The organism is Mesorhizobium sp. WSM4847, assembly GCF_055811335.1.
In genome coordinates this window covers 116,897-134,631 of record NZ_JBVVPY010000019.1, presented here as the reverse complement: position 1 = coordinate 134,631, position 17,735 = coordinate 116,897, and the positions used below count along the sequence as shown (strand labels likewise).

At 63.0% G+C, this 17,735-nt stretch carries 13 protein-coding genes; 8 read left to right on the top strand and 5 right to left on the bottom strand.

Annotated elements, in window-relative coordinates; genetic code table 11:
• Nucleotides 1-214: 214 nt before the first annotated feature.
• Nucleotides 215-1,354 carry a LuxR C-terminal-related transcriptional regulator gene (locus AC0L28_RS25030; protein ID WP_473480902.1) on the bottom strand — a complete coding sequence of 380 codons (1,140 nt, stop codon included), beginning with the start codon at nucleotides 1,352-1,354 and terminating at the stop codon, nucleotides 215-217.
• Nucleotides 1,355-1,561: 207 nt separating this feature from the next.
• Here AC0L28_RS25030 and AC0L28_RS25025 point away from each other — a divergent pair, with 207 nt between their 5' ends.
• Both AC0L28_RS25025 and AC0L28_RS25020 read left to right on the top strand, forming a co-directional pair.
• A complete protein-coding gene (locus AC0L28_RS25025; protein ID WP_473480900.1) occupies nucleotides 1,562-2,524 on the top strand; it encodes an AraC family transcriptional regulator in 963 nt (320 codons plus the stop codon).
• A gap of 173 nt (nucleotides 2,525-2,697) precedes the next feature.
• Nucleotides 2,698-6,120: an autotransporter domain-containing protein gene (locus AC0L28_RS25020; protein WP_473480898.1), complete on the top strand. Its 3,423-nt coding sequence runs from the start codon at nucleotides 2,698-2,700 to the stop codon at nucleotides 6,118-6,120.
• Nucleotides 6,121-6,233: 113 nt separating this feature from the next.
• Here the strand turns inward: AC0L28_RS25020 and AC0L28_RS25015 are convergent, their stop codons facing one another.
• Nucleotides 6,234-6,998: a slipin family protein gene (locus tag AC0L28_RS25015; protein ID WP_023799095.1), complete on the bottom strand. Its 765-nt coding sequence runs from the start codon at nucleotides 6,996-6,998 to the stop codon at nucleotides 6,234-6,236.
• On the bottom strand, nucleotides 6,995-8,392 hold the full coding sequence (locus AC0L28_RS25010) for an NfeD family protein (RefSeq protein ID WP_473480896.1): 1,398 nt from the start codon (nucleotides 8,390-8,392) through the stop codon (nucleotides 6,995-6,997). Before AC0L28_RS25010 ends, AC0L28_RS25015 begins: the two co-directional genes overlap by 4 nt.
• Before the next feature lie 185 nt (nucleotides 8,393-8,577).
• Here AC0L28_RS25010 and AC0L28_RS25005 point away from each other — a divergent pair, with 185 nt between their 5' ends.
• From AC0L28_RS25005 to AC0L28_RS24995, 3 genes are all read left to right on the top strand, one after another.
• Entirely contained in the window at nucleotides 8,578-9,318 is a 741-nt protein-coding gene (locus AC0L28_RS25005) for a 2OG-Fe(II) oxygenase (RefSeq protein ID WP_473480894.1), read from the top strand.
• A 456-nt stretch (nucleotides 9,319-9,774) separates the two neighbouring features.
• Entirely contained in the window at nucleotides 9,775-10,860 is a 1,086-nt protein-coding gene (pstS, locus tag AC0L28_RS25000; RefSeq protein ID WP_473480892.1) for a phosphate ABC transporter substrate-binding protein PstS, read from the top strand.
• An 87-nt stretch (nucleotides 10,861-10,947) separates the two neighbouring features.
• A complete protein-coding gene (locus AC0L28_RS24995; protein WP_473480890.1) occupies nucleotides 10,948-12,678 on the top strand; it encodes a Na/Pi cotransporter family protein in 1,731 nt (576 codons plus the stop codon).
• Between the two features lie 287 nt (nucleotides 12,679-12,965).
• On the opposite strand, the gene AC0L28_RS24990 is transcribed toward AC0L28_RS24995, so the two are convergent.
• On the bottom strand, nucleotides 12,966-13,736 hold the full coding sequence (locus AC0L28_RS24990; protein ID WP_287249701.1) for a pseudouridine synthase: 771 nt from the start codon (nucleotides 13,734-13,736) through the stop codon (nucleotides 12,966-12,968).
• Between the two features lie 255 nt (nucleotides 13,737-13,991).
• Nucleotides 13,992-14,207: a hypothetical protein gene (locus AC0L28_RS24985; RefSeq protein ID WP_128170309.1), complete on the bottom strand. Its 216-nt coding sequence runs from the start codon at nucleotides 14,205-14,207 to the stop codon at nucleotides 13,992-13,994.
• A 288-nt stretch (nucleotides 14,208-14,495) separates the two neighbouring features.
• Between AC0L28_RS24985 and AC0L28_RS24980 the strand changes: the two genes are divergently transcribed.
• From AC0L28_RS24980 to AC0L28_RS24970, 3 genes are all read left to right on the top strand, one after another.
• Nucleotides 14,496-14,759, top strand: coding sequence for a metal-sensing transcriptional repressor (locus AC0L28_RS24980; protein ID WP_473480888.1), 264 nt, complete (start codon nucleotides 14,496-14,498; stop codon nucleotides 14,757-14,759).
• Nucleotides 14,760-14,767: 8 nt separating this feature from the next.
• The gene (locus AC0L28_RS24975) at nucleotides 14,768-15,796 is read left to right on the top strand and encodes a cation diffusion facilitator family transporter (protein WP_473480886.1); all 1,029 of its coding nucleotides are present in this window, start codon (nucleotides 14,768-14,770) and stop codon (nucleotides 15,794-15,796) included.
• 147 nt (nucleotides 15,797-15,943) lie between these two features.
• A complete protein-coding gene (locus AC0L28_RS24970) occupies nucleotides 15,944-17,713 on the top strand; it encodes a cation:proton antiporter domain-containing protein (protein WP_128170307.1) in 1,770 nt (589 codons plus the stop codon).
• The last annotated feature ends 22 nt before the right edge of the window (nucleotides 17,714-17,735 follow it).

Below are 17,735 nucleotides of genomic sequence, written 5' to 3'. Positions count from 1 at the left end.
AGACGCCGGTGTTGCATTGTCCGCCGGCCGCGTCTTGGGCAGGACCGCACCCGAATTGTCCTGGAACGCACCGCAGCACTTTCCCGGTCAGTGTGGCAGTTCGGCCTCAGTCGACCCGAGGGAGCTTCGCGGTCGGCTCTTCCTCTACAGCGTTTGTGATTGGCGAAACCGAGATGTCGTCCGGGGCAGGTTGGCAGCTTCAGCGGGCACACCACTATCCGGCGGGGGCGAGGGGCGTGCCTATGTCCGAGACGAGTTTAACGAGATCCGCTTGGCGCCTCGTGCCGGTTTTGGCGAAGATGCGGTTGAGGTGGGTCTTCAAAGTGTTTTCACCGATACCGAGGGATAATGCGGTCTTGGACGCAGTCAATCCGCTGCCGACCCGCAGGAGCACACGCGCCTCTGCGGGAGTAAGGTCGAACAGCGTTGTGACAACGGCCTCCGGGAGTGGCGAAGAGGACGTCGTGGTCGACACGAAGACGGCGGCGCATGCAGGCCGAAAAACCGCGCGCGCGGTTCCCTTGCTCAACGGCAAGACATAGGCGACGGCGGGCGGCTGACCGGGACCTGAAATCGGCAGCCCTATGCCGCGGGAGCCAAGCCCAGCGTCCGTGCCCGCGGCACTCGCGATTGCTTCCAGCAGGGCGCGGGCTAGCATCGGGTTCTGCGCCTGGAGCAGGCCGTTCCTGGAAAGAATAGGACCTTGCACGCAAAACATCTGATCGGCAGCCGCATTGGCATGCAGGATTGCTCCGTTGGCGCCAGTAAGAACAATAGGCACAGCCAAATAGTCGAGCGCCTCGCGATAAAGATTGGCGGTCACGCGTGCCTGATCGAGCAGATCTCCAATCAGGGAAGCGCGGCGCAGATGCGGCGACAGCAATGCCAGGAAACGCTGATCTTCAACTGATATAGTCCCCCTGCCGGCCCGCGTGGTGCAGCCCATGAGCCCGATCCGGTCTGCTGTATGAACGAATTTGGTGATGCAAGCCTCGCGCAATCCCTGCGGTTTGGCCCAATTCTGAAAAAATGGCGTTTGCTGGAGTTCGGCTTCACTCATATGCGACAGCGTCGCAACCGGCGTGTCGATGTCGCCGACCACTGCTGCCTTCAGTCCAGGAATTGCATCGAAGTCATAGTCCTCCTGGAGCACGCGCATTTGCACGGGATCCCAGGGCGATTGAGCCGCGAAGCGGCCATGATTGTCGGCGGTGCTGGCAAGCGCGATGGTGGTGTAGGCCGCGTCGACGGCCTTTGTGATCCGGGTCAATACATCAGGCCAGCCTTCCGGATTCAAAACGCAATCATAAATATCACCGATAATCGAACTCAGTGCTTCGCCGCTCAGCCTCACCACGCCTCCTGTCGCTTACATTCCCGATCTCGCATCGGAGGATTTTCGCGGCGTCATACTTTTGGGTGACGCCACGCGTGGTTGAGCTCGATTAAGGGTTCAATTCGATCAGTTGAACGCCAAGCGATTTGTCGCTGTTTATTCCTCGAATGGAAAGCATCGCGTTCGATATTTTTTGAAATTGCAGGTATTTATCGGAGTGCCGCATTGTCGCAAAAGACGGTGTTTTCATCGGCTCAATTGCCCTCGCATCTTAGCGAAAATGATCGGTTTTCCCTCTGGCAGGACATCCATGTCGCGGAGATATGGTCGGTCGAATACGGCATATCCGAAAACCTGCCTTTCGAGGCGACGATCGAAGCCTCGGCGATTGGACCGGTGGTTCTTGGCCATATGTCGGGAACGATCAAGCATGCGACGAGGAAGGCGAACAACATCGCCGACGACGACAATGATGGCTACCTCCTGCTGATCAACAAGGCCGACACCGTATTGGCCGGAGCCCAGGTCGGCCGTGACTATGATGTCGGCCAGGGAGAAGCGGCCCTGGTCACAGCGGCAGAACCTCTAAAAATGAGCGGCAGCGACAAGAACGTATGGATGAACGTGGTGATCCCGCGCGCCATGCTCGCGCATGCCTTCCCTCGCATCGATGACAGGTTGGGGTTGAAGATCGATGGTAAGAACGAGGCCCTCGGGCTGCTCAGGCGTTACTGCCAGTTTCTTGCAACCGGCGATCCTCTCATTGCCCCGGAACTGATAACCCATGCCACGGAAACGATCGTCGATCTGATCGGTCTGGCAACCGGAACAAAGAGTGAGGCGGCTGAATTGGCCGGCTTGCGCGGCCTGCGAGCGGCCAGGTTGCAGGCTGTTTTGGCGAAGATCGCGGACAATTTTGCCAACCCTCAAATCTCGGCGCAGCGCGTGGCGGGAGAGCTCGGCCTGTCGGTCCGCTATGTCCATGATCTCCTTCAGGAAACCGGTATCAGTTTCGCCGAGCGCGTGCTCGAACGGCGCTTGCACAGAGCACACAGGATGCTCTCGCAGCGAGGCAACGACGGCATCCGGGTCAGCGAAATTGCCATGGCAAGCGGATTCAGCGACGTCTCGTACTTCAATCGCTGCTTTCGTCGGCGCTTCGGCTATACGCCGACCAGCGCCAGGTAGAAGAAGCCGATGCCCACAGCGCTTAATGCCAATGGTGCCAAATCGCCACAGCGTGCGGGAAAGGCACGGCACTTCTCTCCACTCCAATTCCGGTGCGTCCCTGCCCAAGACAGCGCCTGGCTGCGATGACATGTCAGCACAGGGCGAGACAACAGCTATATCAGGGGATTTGAATGCCGCAGAATACATTTGGTGGCCGCAAGGCGACGGGATTGAAATATCTGGCGCTGACTTCGACCGCGCTGACGAGTTATCTCAGCCCCTCGCGCAATCCTCGCCACATGGCCGGGTTCGGTTCGCTCGCGCTGGCGTTTGGCTTTGCCGGTCTTGGCGTCGTCGCTTTGCCCACTCCCGTTACGGCAACCGATTGGACCGGCACGACATCCAGCGACTGGTTTACCGCCGCAAACTGGGACACCGGCGTTGTCCCGACAGCGAGCGAGGACGTTGTCATCGCTACAGCCTCTCCCAATGCTGCGGTGGTGAACGGCGCCAATGCTTTCGGCCATAACGTGTTTGTAAGCGACTACGCGCCGGGCACTCTGACGATTTCGAACGGCGGAACGCTCACCAATAGCTCCAGCTATATCGGCTGGGGCGGCGTCGGTACGGTGAACGTCACCGGCGCCGGATCCGCCTGGAACACCGACCTCGCCCTGTCGCTCGGCCTCAATGGCGGCGACGGTGTGCTGGTGATCTCAAACGGCGCGACGGTTGCCAGCACGAGTGGCAATCTAGGTTCCGGCCCAGGCGCTACCGGCGCGGTGACGGTCGATGGTGCCGGCTCGGCCGCGACCTGGACCAACAGTTCCGACCTGTATGTCGGCGAATACGGCACCGGCATTTTGACAATTTCGAACGGCGGCAAGGTCAGCAATGGCTTGGGCCACGTTGGCTACTACACAGACTCGACCGGCACAGCGACGGTCACCGGCGCGGGCTCGACCTGGACCAGCTCGGACCTAAACGTCGGCGAATACGGCACGGGCACACTGACGATCTCGAACGGCGGTACCGTCAGCGACATTAACGGGGTATTGGGCGCCGGCCCCGGTACCGGCACGGTGTTCGTCGATGGCTCGACCTGGACCAACAGTTCCAACCTCACTGTCGGTTATGGGGGCAAGGGTACGCTAAACATCCTGAACGGCGGCATTGTCAGCGACACCAAAGGCTTCGTCGCGCTCGAAATCGGTTCGGCCGGAGGAGTCTCGGTCGATGGACCGGGTTCGACCTGGACGAATTCCGACGACCTGTTCGTCGGCTTCAAGGGCGCCGGTACGCTCCAGATCACCGACGGCGGCCACGTCCTCAACCAATCCGCTACCATCGGCGAATTCAATACCGCTACGGCGGCGGTGACGGTGGATGGGGCGGGATCCTCCTGGAGCACCGACGACGTTCTTGCCGTGGGCGGCAGCGGTGGCGGAACACTCTCCATCTCCAACGGCGGTTCAGCAGATGCTGATTTCGTCATTGTCGCCCAGGGAGCAACTGCCACTGGTGCAGTTGCCGTCGACGGCGCGGGCGCGAAATGGACCAACAAGAACGGCCTGTACCTTGGCGGTCTCGGAAGCGGCGCTCTTGCCGTCACCAATGGCGGCGTCGCCGCCGGCAGCCTCACCTACTTGGCGTTGGGCGCCGATGCCACGGGCCAGGCAACCGTCGACGGCCCAGGTTCGCTGTGGGAGGTGCACGGCGACCTGGTGATCGGTTTGAACGGTACGGCTTCGGTGACGCTCTCCAACGGCGGCAAAGCTGTGGTGGACGGTCTTACCGTGATCGCCAGCCAGAACGGCTCGACCGGCACGCTTAACATCGGCGGGGCGGCAGGCTCCGCAGCAACGGGCGCCGGCGTCCTCGATTCGGCCACGTTGCAGTTCGGCACCGGCGCTGGCACGATCAATTTCAACCATACCGATGCAAACCATATCTTCGCTTCGGCGATCAGCGGGTTGGGGACGATCAACCAGATCGCCGGCAATACCAAGCTGACGGGGACTTCCAGCGGTTTCACCGGAGCGACCAACGTTTTGGGCGGCGGCCTCTATGTCAACGGCTCGCTCGGCGGGGCAATCGATGTCACCGGCGGCCTGCTTGGCGGGTCGGGCACTGTAGGCAACGTGACCATCGCTTCGGGCGGGACCTTTGCACCGGGTAATTCGATCGGCACGATCCATGTCAGCAACACGACCTTCTCGGCGGGCTCGACTTATGCTGTCGAAGTCGAAGGTGGCGGTACATCCGATCTGATCAGCGCCACCGGTGCCGTGACGATCAGCGGCGGCGCGGTTGCCGTCGTCGCCCATCCGGATTATGCACTCGGCACGACCTATACGATCGTCACCGCGACCGGCGGTGTCACGGGCACCTTCGACGGCGCCAGTTTTGGAGACGGCTCGGTCTTCATTGCGCCGACGCTGACCTATGACGCGAACAATGTTTATCTGGACCTCGCCAAGGCAAGTTTTGCCAGTGTGGCGATGACCCCGAACCAGATTGCTGCAGCCGGCGGAGCGGACAGTCTGGGCACCGGCAATGCGCTCTACGATGCGATCTTGGCTCTCGGCACAGCATCTGAAGCCCAGATGGCTTTCGATGCGATCTCGGGCGAAATCCATGCCTCGGCCAAGGGGATGCTGATCGAGGACAGCCGCTTCATCCGCGACGCCGCCGCCAACCGCATCAGCGCCGCGTTCGGCGATGCTGGTGCAGCCGCATTGCCGGTCATGGCCTATGGCGAGGGCGGGCCGGAGATGGTGGCCGCCGAAACCGACCGCTTCGCCGCCTGGGGCCAGGCCTTCGGCTCATGGGGTAATACTGACTCCGACGGCAACGCCGGCGCCTTTGACCGCTCGACCGGCGGGTTTCTGATGGGTGCCGACGGTCTGGTCGGCGACTGGCGCGTCGGCCTGCTCGGCGGCTATAGCCATTCGTCCTTCGACGCCAATGACCGCCAGTCCTCCGGCGACAGCGACAACTATCATCTTGGTCTCTATGGTGGCACCAATTGTGGGGCAATCGCCTTCCGCACCGGCGCCGCCTACAGCTGGAACAGCATCTCGACGAAACGCTCGGTCGCCTTCAACGGTTTTGCCGACACCCTGTCGGCCGATTACGACGCCGGCACTGCGCAAGTCTTCGGCGAACTTGCCTACAAGATGGCTGCCAACCATTTCAAGTTCGAGCCCTTCGCCAACCTCGCCTATGTCAACGTGCACACCGACGGCTTCAGTGAAAAGGGTGGTGCAGCGGCGCTGACCAGCCAAAGCAGCAACGCCGACGCCACCTTCACCACGCTCGGCCTGCGTGCCTCCACCGATCTTGGGCTCGGCGGGATCAAGGCGTCGGGGCACGGCACACTCGGCTGGCGCCACGCTTTTGGCGATGTCACGCCGACTTCGACCTTCGCCTTTACCGGCGGCGATGCCTTTACCATCGGCGGCGTGCCTGTCGCAAGGGACAGCGCCGTGATCGAGGCCGGCTTCGACCTGCAAGTGTCGGCCAATGCCACATTCGGCCTGTCCTATGCCGGCCAGTTCGGCGCCCACGCCGCCAACAACGGCGCCAAGGCCAACCTCAACGTCAGGTTCTGACAAGGGCGGATGAGGAAAATCGCCGGGACGCCGAAGCTGCCAATCTCCCCCATTATTGTGGGGCGAGATGCCTGCCAGGGCAGAGGGGGTTGAAGGATCGCCGGCCTTCGAGCTCACGTCTTCTCGCCGGTCGGCCTGATGAAATGGCCGAGCAAATCCATCGGCACCGGAAACACCACCGTCGACGAGCGTTCACCGGCGATGTCATGGAGCGCCTCGAAATAGCGCAGCTGCATGGCCTGCGGGGTCTCGGACAGCATCTTGCCGGCCTCGACGAGTTTTGCCGCCGCCTGCTGTTCGCCGTCGGCATTGATCACTTTCGCACGCCGCAGCCGTTCGGCCTCGGCCTGCTTGGCGATGGCGCGGACCATGTTCTCGTTGAGGTCGACATGCTTGATCTCGACATCGGAGACCTTGATGCCCCAGGCATCGGTCCGCTGATCAAGGATCTCCTGGATATCGCTGTTGAGCTTGTCGCGTTCGGCCAGCATTTCATCGAGTTCATGCTTGCCGAGCACCGAGCGCAACGTGGTCTGTGCCAGCTGGTTGGTGGCGGTCATGAAGTCCTCGACCTGGATCACCGCCCGCTCGGCGTCGACGATACGAAAATACAGCACTGCGTTGACCTTCACCGAGACGTTGTCGCGCGAGATCACGTCCTGCGGCGGCACGTCCTGGACCACCACCCTCAGGTCGACCTTCACCATCTGCTGCACGAAGGGGATGAGGATGATCAGGCCGGGCCCCTTGACCCCGGTGAAGCGGCCGAGCGTGAAGACCACGCCGCGCTGATATTCCCTCAGGATGCGAATGGCCGCGGACAGGAACATGACCACGACGAGCGCTGCCACCAGATAGGCCACATATCCGAGCATCATTGCCTTGCTCCATCGCTTCGCACATTGCGGCGCCGTATCGTCAGCACGAGACCCCTGACATCAGCCACCTCGACGCTGTCGCCCACCGCAATGGGTTCGTCGGCTTTCGCCCGCCAGCGCTCACCCCGGGCCAGCACGTGTCCCTCGCTGCCCTGCCAGTCGAGGACCTTGGCCGGCAGCCCTTGCATGGCCTGGGCGCCAACACGCGGAACGTTCTTGCGGGCCGCCCACAAATAGCTGCCGGTCAGCAGCGCCAGGCCGAGCGTCAGGATGGCGGCGGTGCCGATGACGGCCCACGACATCTCGAAGCCGGGACCTTCGATCCTGAGCAGCATGGCAGCGCCCAACAGAAACGCAGCCACGCCTCCCAGCCCAAGCACCACTGTGGGATTAAAGACCTCGACGACGAGGAAGATGATGCCAAGCAGCATCAAGGCGAGGCCGGCATAGCTGATCGGCAGGAGATTGAGCGCATAGAGCCCGAGCAGCAGGCAGATCGTGCCGATCACGCCTGGCGCGACCGCGCCTGGGCTGGTGAACTCGAAGACGAGGCCATAAACGCCGATCAGCATCAGGATGACGGCGATGTTCGGGTCGGTGATGACGGCGAGAAGCCGGATGAGCCAGCCAGGCTCGAGCGTTTCAACCGGCAGCCTTTTGGTCGCCAGCACCTTTTTCCTGCCGGCGATCTCGACCGTCCGGCCGTCGGCCAGCTGAAGCAGTTCGGTCGTGTCGCGGGCGACGAAGTCGACGACACGCTCCTGCCGTGCCGCGCTGGCCGACAGGCTGGCCGCCTCACGCACCGCCTTTTCACCCCAATCGGCATTGCGCCCGCGCAGTTCAGCCAGGCTGCGGATCAAGGCAACCGCGTCGTTCGTCGCCTTGGCGATCATCGCATTGCCCGCCGGTGGATTCTTCGGGTCCTTGCCGGCTTCCGGGCCATTGTTCTTGTCGTCGCCGGGAAAGGATGGCATCGGCCCGCCCATCTCGATGGGCGTTGCCGCGCCCACATTGGTGCCGGGCGCCATCGCCGCCACATGGGTTGCGTAGAGGATGTAGGTTCCGGCGCTCGCCGCATGCCCGCCGGCGGGCGCGACATAGCCGATGACGGGAACCGGGGAGGCGAGGATGTCGGCGATGATCTCACGCATGCTGGTGACCAACCCGCCCGGCGTGTTCATCTGCAGGATGAAAACCTCGGCGTTCCGTTCTGCGGCCACCGCCAGCGCTTCCTCGAACTGCATGGCGCTCGCCGGACCGATGGCGCCGTCTATCTCGATGCGCAGCGCAGTCCTCCCCTGGCCGTTTGCTTCTCCTGTTGCTGCGGAAGAAGAACAAACAGCCACAGCGGCTACAAAAGCCGCGGCAATCAGGGCTACACGCGCGAGTTTCACGCTCAAAGCTCCCTGTCAGGGATATGGGCTCGATTTTGCCAAAATCCATGCTGCGTCGCGGCGGTGAAGCTGATCCATGGCAACCTTGCGTTGTGCCTAGACCGGTTGGCAGGAAACGGGTGGTTTGCACGCGCCGATTCACCCATCTGATTGCAGAAGCCGATGAAGCCAGAGGAGGCAGAGCCATGACCATACACACGGTTCCAGAAGCAGCGGTCCGATCGGCGGAAGCGCGCGTCGCCGGATATGGCTGGCAGGCACTGGCCGAGGAGATGAGCTTCTATGGCTGCGCGGTGATGGAAAAGCTGCTGACACCAGAAGAATGCCGGGAGATCGCTGGGCTCTATCCCGACGAAAGCCGTTTCCGCAGCCATGTCCACATGGCGCGGCACGGCTTCGGCAAGGGCGAGTACCGCTACTTCCGCTATCCCTTGCCCGAGCTGATCGGCGGCTTGCGCACCGCGCTCTATCCGCGCCTTGCCGCCGTCGCCAACGACTGGAACGAACGCATGGGCGTCGCGCAGCGCTACCCGGACGAACACGCCGCGTTCCTCAAGCAATGCCACGAACAGGGCCAGACGCGGCCGACGCCGCTCCTGCTGCAATATGGTCCCGGCGACTTCAACTGCCTGCATCAGGATCTCTACGGCGAGCTTGCGTTCCCGCTGCAGGTGGCAATCCTGCTGTCCGAACCGGATAAGGATTTCACCGGCGGCGAGTTCGTGCTGACCGAACAGCGCCCGCGCATGCAGAGCCGCGCCGAGGTGGTGCCGCTGCGCCAGGGCGACGCAGTCGCCTTCGCGGTCCACAATCGTCCGGTCCAGGGCAGCAAAGGCAGCTACCGCGTCAATCTCAGGCACGGCGTCAGCCGGATTCGCTCCGGCCTGCGCCATACGGTGGGCATTATCTTCCACGACGCGAAATAGGGCTGTCCCTGCGTGGAGGCGACCAGCAACTTCGTGCCAAGGGGATCTGTTGTCGGAGTCGGCGCCGCCCCTCATCGCCCTGCCGGGCACTTCTCGCCGTGTGACGGGGAGAAGGGACTGGTCGCACCGTGGCGGATATTCTGCAACGCTGGTGATTGGCGAAACCCTCGATGAGAGCGCCCCTCTCCCCGTCACTATACGGGGAGAGGGTGCCGGCAGGCAGGTGAGGGGCAGCGCAAAGCTGAAGCGATTGGCTGCCGAACAATTCTTCAGGCAACCGCGGCAATCGCGGAAAAATAAAAATCTAACCCGCAAAGATCTTTGTCATCCAATCGTTAACCAAGGTTCATACGGTGAGCGGGTTGTTTCTCTGCCGGCGTTCGTTCGCCGAGCGGATGACTGTTGATATCTGCCAAGACTGAAAACTAGCTATTTGTTCGCGCGTCGGGGATCGCCATGATGTTTCCAGCAAGCTTTGCGTCACTACGGCGCAAATCGGCGAAGTTAAGCGGCGCCATCACGCTGGCTGTTGCCTTGATGATCGGGGCCGCTGCACAGGCCGAGCCTATCCGCGGCGCCGGATCGACACTGGCCGCCCCGATCATCGGCAAATGGGGAACGGCCTACGAGAACGCCCGCGCCGACGGCGGCGACTATGTCTCGCCCGATTGGAAGGTGGACTATGAAATCGTCGGCTCGCTCGCCGGCGTCCTGCGTCTCGATCAGCCGGATATCGACTTTGCCGTGACGGATGCGCCGATCAATGGCGCCGAACTCAAGAAGGCCGGCCGACAGCAGTTTCCGATCGTGATGGGCGCCATCGCCGTCGTCGTCAATCTCGACGGCATCGGCCCGGGAAGCCTTCGCCTGACCGGGCCGCTGCTGGCCGACATCTATCTGGGCAAGATCCAGTCATGGTCCGATCCCGCGATCAAGGCGGTGAATCCGGATGTGACGCTGCCCGATCTCAGGATCAGCGTCGTTCACCGCAAGGATGGCTCCGGCTCGACCTTTGTCTTCACGCAGTATCTGTCGGCGGTCAGCGATGAATGGAAGGCCAAATACGGCGCAAATACACTGATCTCGTGGCCGCTCGGCACTGACGCGGAAGGCACACAGAACCTCATCCAAGCCGTGCACGACACGAAGGGCGCGATCGCCTATGCCGAATCCGGCCAGGCCCAGCGCGCCAGCCTTGCCTACGCGCTGATCCAGAACAGAGCCGGCAAGTTCGTCAAGCCGGAGCCGCAGGGCGTGCAAGCTGCCGCGACATCCATCGACTGGGCGCAAACGACCGACTTCTTCGCCTCGCTGACCGATCGAGACGGCGATGCCGCCTATCCGATCAGCACGGCGGTGTTCGCGGTCGTTCAGGTCTCGGGCCGTTCGGAACATCGCTATCGCCGCGTGCACGACCTTTTCCGGCTCGCCTTCGCCCACGGCGCTGATGACGCCGCCGCGCTCGGCTACGTGCCGCTGCCGAAGGCGCTCGTCGCCCGGATCGAGCAATACTGGGCAAGGCTGGAGCCGGTCGGAAACTGAGCGGAAGAGCCAGGCCGCTGCTTCGCGCAGCGCCTGAACTGAAATTCATATCGCGCCGTGATGGCGGCTTGTTGGGGACTGCGTGACATGGACATCGATATCTTCAAGGACATCCTCGTGCCGGTGATCGGCGGGTTGGGCATTTTTATGCTCGGCCTCGACTTCATGGCCAACGGCATCCAGGCGCTGTCGGTCAACCGGATGCGCGCCTTTCTCGCCAAGGCCGCCGGAACGCCGATCAAGGGCGTGCTGGCGGGAACGCTGATCACCGGCGTCATCCAGTCGTCGACCGCGATGAGCGTCATGGTCGTCGGCCTGGTCAATGCCGGCGTCATCGCGCTTCGACCGGCGATCAGCGTGATCATGGGCGCCAATATCGGCACCACTCTCGGCAACGGGCTCATCGCCCTGCCGCTCGGTCCGCTCGGGCTGATCCTGGCCGGCGTGTTCTCGCTGATCTACTGCTTTGCCAAAAGCGAGAAGGTCAAGAACATAGCGCTTGCCGGCATGGGCTTCGCGCTGATCTTCTATGGCCTCAACCTGATGACCGGCGGCCTGCGCCCGCTGCGCAATCTGCCCGAAGTCATGGCACTGCTTCAAACACTGACGGCCGACTCCTATCTCAACCTGCTCAAATGCGTGTTCATCGCCGCCGGCGTGACCGCCATGATCCATTCGTCCTCGGCGACGATCGGCATTGTCATGGGCCTTGGCGCCGCCGGCATTCTCGACTGGACGACGGCCGTCGCCTTCTCGCTCGGCGCCGATCTCGGCACCACGATCACCTCGTGGATGGCTTCGCTCAATCTTTCGAAAAACGCCAAGCGCACCGCCTACGCCCACATCTCCTTCAACATCATCGGCGTGTGCATCACCATCCCGCTGTTCTTCGTCTCCATGCAGGTCCTGGAATGGGCCATGCAGTTCTTCGGCGGCGATCCCGCCATTCCGGTGATCGTCGACGGCAAGGAGACCTTTCCCCTGGTGCCGGTCGCGGTCGGCCTCTACTCGACCTTCTTCAACGTCTTCAACACGTTGTTGCTGTTTCCGTTCATCGGGGTGTTCGAGCGGGTCCTGTCGCGTGTCGGTCACACCGATGCCGAGGACACGGAAGATTTCTCGACGCCGCGATTCCTCGACCGCAAGCTGGCCGGCGATTTCGCCAAGGCCGTTCCCGCTGTCCAGCAGGAGACGGCCCGCCATCTGCAAGCCGGCGCCATGTTCCTCGACATCGCCCGTTCGTCGAAGAAGGCGCCGTCGGATCCGGGCGAGCACTACCTCGCAACCGATATCCTCAGCCGCGACATCCGCGCCTACACCGCCGAATTGATGAAGGAAGACCTGCCCTACGACCAGCTCGACCTGATCGCCAGCCTGATCGAGGAAGCCGACTTCACCGCCGCCCTGACGGAATCGATGCATCAGGTGGCGCGCCGCGTCAGGCGCGAGAAGTTCAGCGGTCCGGCGCAGGCCATCGTCGACGTCGGGCTGAGCAAGCTCGATGCCTCGCTGCGACAGATCTTGCCGACTTACGGCATCTCCGACCCGAAGGTGCCGGCCGGACATGTCAATCTGCCGGAGGTCGAGGAACTGCGTGCCCGCACGCTGGCGCTCGGACCCAATGCAGGCGCCGCCGAACGCGGCACGATCCTGGCCCTGCTCGGGTCGATCGAACGCGCGGAAATCCTGATCCAACGCATCGATGCCGAGCGCAAATCGGTCAACCGGCAAAGCGTGCTCGCCCGGGCGTCGGCACGCAAGGAAACCAGGCCGCACGCGATGGGCGATTCCGGCCTCAGCCCGGTCCCGGCCGAGTAGCGGGGCGGGACATAGCGCGTTCGCATTAGAGGCGACGAATTATCGAAGTCGGCGCCGCCCCTCATCGCCCTGCCGGGCACTTCTCCCCGTATAGTGACGGGGAGAAGTGGCTGGCGGCGACCTAGGTGAATATTCTGCAACGCTGGTGATTGGCGAAACCGGCGAAGAGAGTGCCCTCTCCCCGTCACTATACGGGGAGAGGATGCCGGCAGGCAGGTGAGGGGCAGCGCCAACCTGAAGCGATGGGCTTGCCGTTCCGCTTTGCCGGGTCGCTTCGGCGCCTTCGCTCAGCCTTGAAACAGCGCCAGTTCTTCGGCCGTGAGGTGGCGGGCCTTGCCCTTGGCGAGGTCGCCGAGCTGCAAGCGGCCGATCGCCACCCGCACCAGGCGAAGCACCTCGACCTCATGCGCGCCGAGCAGCCGGCGGATGTGGCGGTTGCGGCCCTCGTCGAGTGTGATTTCCAGCCAGGCGGTGCTGGCGCCGCTGCGCAGGATGTCGATCGACCGCGCCGTCAAATCTTCGCCATCGACCGTGGCGCCGGCGCGCAACCGCGCCAGCAAGGCCGCGTCGGGCAGGGCGCCGATCTGGACGTGATAGATCTTGGCGACGTGCGAGGCGGGGTCGAGCAGGCGCTGGGCGAAACGCGTGTCGTTGGTCATCAAGAGCAGGCCCTCGCTGGCCTTGTCGAGGCGGCCGACCGGCGACACGAAGGGCAGGTCGAGCTCTGCCAGGCAGTCGTAGACGGTGCCGCGGTCCTGCGGGTCGTTGCGGGTGGTGACCAGGCCGCGCGGCTTGTTGATCATCAGATAGACCTTGCGCTCGGCGACGACGCGGCTGCCGTCGACCTCGATGCGGTCGCGGCCGGGATCGACGCGCAGCGAGCCGTTGCGCACGATTTTGCCGGCGACCCGGACGCGCCCTTCGGCGACCAGAATTTCCGCCTGCTTGCGCGAGCACAGGCCGAGCTTTGACAGCGCACGGCAAAGGCTGACGCCTGGCGGACTGGCTCCGGCGCTAGGCGAGGGGCGTGGCCAGCCGGCGTTCGGCCGTGGCGCCATAGTTTTGCGTGATCGTTCCGGCAAGTCAGGTCTTCCCCGCCACCTGAGGTGAATATTTGCTAACAGAAAGCCGCCGGGGTGGATATCTGGATTTCTCGATAGGAGTATCCGGACGTGTGAGCTGCGGCCCTCCGTTGCGACAGGTCGCCTCCGGACATCATGGCAAAGTTGGCAGGACAGAGGGGGGCGCCGTAGAGCGCCAACATTTCGAGCCTCGCACGCGCCCCGACGCTGATCGCCGGGGCGCCACGATCGTCAGTTTGCCCTGGGCTCGTCCTCGACAACGAAAGATGCGGCAATCAGGTCGTCGGCATCGATCCGCAGGGAGCCTTCACCTCCTCCCATGACAGCGGCGACCTTCTGAAAAATTTTCATCTCGTGCTCGGTAATCCGGGCGCTCCGCATCCTGGCTTTGAGATCAGCGATACGCAGCCCCAATGTGTGGGACGTTCCAATTTCACGGTTCGACATGACAACATGCTCCTCCCCGACCCATGCTTTTTGCCTCCCCACCGGTATTCGCCCGTCGCCTGCCATGTTGCCTAAATATAAGGCATCGCGAATACAGCGCCCCGAACGCTGGTGCGAGGGGAAGGTTCCAGCGCAGCACGGTCACGAAATAATACGGGCCGCCGCCGCCGGCCGGCCGGTCAACCGCAGGAGGTGGCTGGCCGTCCTTCTTCGGATGTGACGGACTCGCCGGCAGACGAGCCTAAAGATAATTTGACTGGATCCTCCGGGGGAGGATACAAAACAGGCATGTCTGAAGGTATCCATCGTTCGCATCCGGCTATCGTGAAGCGCCTGAAGCGCGCGCAGGGCCACCTTGCGGCGGTGCTGTCGATGTTCGAGGCGCATCGTCCTTGCGTTGATCTGGCGCAACAACTCCACGCCGTGGAGAGCGCCATCAGCAGTGCAAAGCGCGAACTGATCCACGATCATATCGGGCATTGCCTGACGGACACCGCGGAAGCCGGCGGCAACTCGCTGGCGGAACTCAAGCAACTGGCGAAATATCTGTGAGCCGTCAAATGCCTGTGCTCGGCGCGCGCTTCCTCGACTGGTTCGGGTTCGGGCCGCGCCATCACGCCGCGCATGGTCATGGCCATCACGATCATGTGAGCGGGTCGCATAGCCACGGGGTCATCGATGCGACCATCGCCACGACCGACCGCGGCATATGGGCGATAAAATGGTCGTTCGTCATCCTGGCAATCACCGCGGCGATGCAGATGGTCGTGGTCGCGCTGTCGGGCAGCGTGGCGCTGCTGGCCGACACGGTCCACAACATCGGTGACGCCACCACCGCCATTCCGCTGTGGATCGCCTTCCTGCTGGCCCGGCGCAAGCCGTCGCCGACCTTCACCTACGGCCTGGGCCGGGTCGAGGACCTGGCCGGGATCATCATCGTCGGGATCATCCTGTTCAGCGCCATCGTCGCCGGTTACCAGGCCATCGACCGTTTGATCAATCCACGCGTGGTGACGCATCTGGGCTGGCTGGCGGCGGCGGGCATTATCGGCTTTCTCGGCAACGAGGCCGTCGCGGTGTTCCGCATCCGCGTCGGCCGCGAAATCAACAGCGCCGCACTCATTGCCGACGGCTACCACGCTCGCACCGACGGCCTGACCAGCCTTGCCGTGGTCCTCGGAGCGTTCGGCGTCTGGCTCGGTTTTGCGCTGGCCGACCCGATCGTCGGCCTGCTCATCACGCTTGCGATCTTCGGCATCGTCTGGCAGTCGGCGCGCTCGGTGCTGACCCGCATGCTCGACGGTATAGATCCTGACGTCATCGGCGACATCCACCATGCCGCCGCGCATGTGCCGGCAGCGCGCATTGTCGAGGCCAAGGCGCGGTGGATCGGTCACAGGCTGCACGCCGACATTGCCATCGCCGTGGAAGAAAGCCTGCCCGTCTGCGAAGCGAAGACGATCATTGCAGCGCTGGAGCACCAGCTGTTCGAGCACATGCCGGCGCTTGCGGCGGCGAATATTAGATTGGCGAACGCGGTTGCCGATCATCGCCATGGACATCCCCACGGCGAGCACGACAGCCACTAACGGTCGCTCCGACCGGCGCGTTTCCGTTCGCCGCGTGAAAGGTGTTGAGACCGCCGCGTCTTAGTCCATTATCCCTGGGTCCATTATCTCTGGCTCGTGCAAGGCTTGACCCGAGCGCCAAGCGTGGCCGGAAACCGGATTGAGAAGATGCCTCAGGCGCCACTTATCGCAACCCTTGTCGCCGGCCTCGGACTCGCCTTCATCCTCGGCACGTTGGCGAACCGACTTCGCCTGTCGCCACTGGTCGGCTACCTCGTGGCTGGTGTCTTGATTGGCCCGTTCACGCCCGGCTTCGTTGCCGACCAGGCGCTGGCGCGCCAACTCGCCGAGCTCGGCGTGATCCTGCTGATGTTTGGCATAGGGCTGCATTTTTCGCTGAACGATCTGCTGTCGGCAAGAAAGATCGCGATTCCCGGCGCTATCGGTCAAATGGCTCTGGTGACCATGCTCGGGCTCCTCGTGACGCAGGCGATCGGCTGGCCGATCGGAGCCGGAGTGGTGTTTGGGCTGGCCCTGTCGGTTGCAAGCACAGTCGTGGTCCTACGGGCGCTGCAGGAAATGCGGCAGCTCGAAACCGATGGCGGACGCATCGCAGTCGGCTGGCTGGTCGTAGAGGACCTCGCCATGATCCTCGCGCTCGTGCTGTTGCCGGCCTTCGCCGGTGTGCTCGGTGGCAATTTCAACGGGCCAAACCTTAACGGCAATGACCTGTTCACATTGTTTGAGCCGCAGACCATCTGGAGCGCGCTCGGGCTGACGCTGGGCAAATTGGCGGCTTTCTTCGCGATCATGGTTGTCGTCGGGCGACGTGTCATTCCGCCGATCCTTCACTACGTTGCTCACACTGGCTCGCGAGAGCTTTTCCGTTTGGCCGTGCTGGCGATCGCCCTTGGTGTCGCTTTCGGGGCAGCCGAGCTGTTCGGCGTCTCGTTCGCTCTTGGCGCGTTTTTCGCAGGAATGATCCTTGCCGAATCCCAGTTGAGCCAAAGGGCCGCTCAGGAAACGCTGCCGCTGCGCGACGCATTCGCCGTGCTTTTCTTCGTCTCCGTCGGCATGCTGTTCAACCCGATGATCCTGGTCGAGCAGCCGCTGCTCGTCGGCGTGACATTTTTGATCATCGTCATCGGCAATGCCACGGCCGCATCGGCCATCGCATTGATGTTCGGCTATCCGTCCCACGTGGCCCTGACACTCGGCCTAAGCCTGGCGCAAATCGGCGAGTTCTCCTTCATCCTGGCGGGACTAGGTGTCGACCTCGCGCTTCTTCCAGAGGCTGGACGTGACCTGGTGCTTGCCGGAGCCATCCTTTCGATCCTCGTCAACCCGCTGCTGTTTGCGGCGTTGGATCGGCTGACGCCGTGGCTGAAAGCACGAGAGCGAACCATCGCCACGCAAGAAGGCAAATCCGAACCGCCCGAACTCGCGGCTACCAGCCTGACAGACCACGCGGTGCTTGTCGGCCATGGACGGGTCGGAAGCCTGGTCGCGGAGACGTTGCAAAAGGCAAGGCAGCCTTACCTGGTGATTGAGGAACGGCAAGTGATAGTAGAACAGCTGCGCGCCCGCGGCGTTGATGTCATTGCGGGAAATGCCGCCCAGCCGGGCCTGCTTGAGGCGGCCAACGTTGCCTCGGCCCGGTGGTTGATCAGCGCCATTCCCAATCCGTTCGAGAGCGGCAATCTCATCGAGCAAGCCCATGCCATCAATCCAAGGCTCGAGATCATCGCCCGTGCGCATTCCGATGCCGAAGTGGATTACCTGAAGAAGTTCGGCGCCGACCTGATCATCATGGGCGAGCGGGAGATCGCGCGCGGCATCTCGGATCACATTCTGAGCCGGATCGATGCCCCAGCCGCCCCGGTCGCCGACCAGAGCCAAAACGCGCGCCAGGTCGACTCAAAACCGATGGCCGGGTAATGCGGCAGCTGCGCCAACAGCA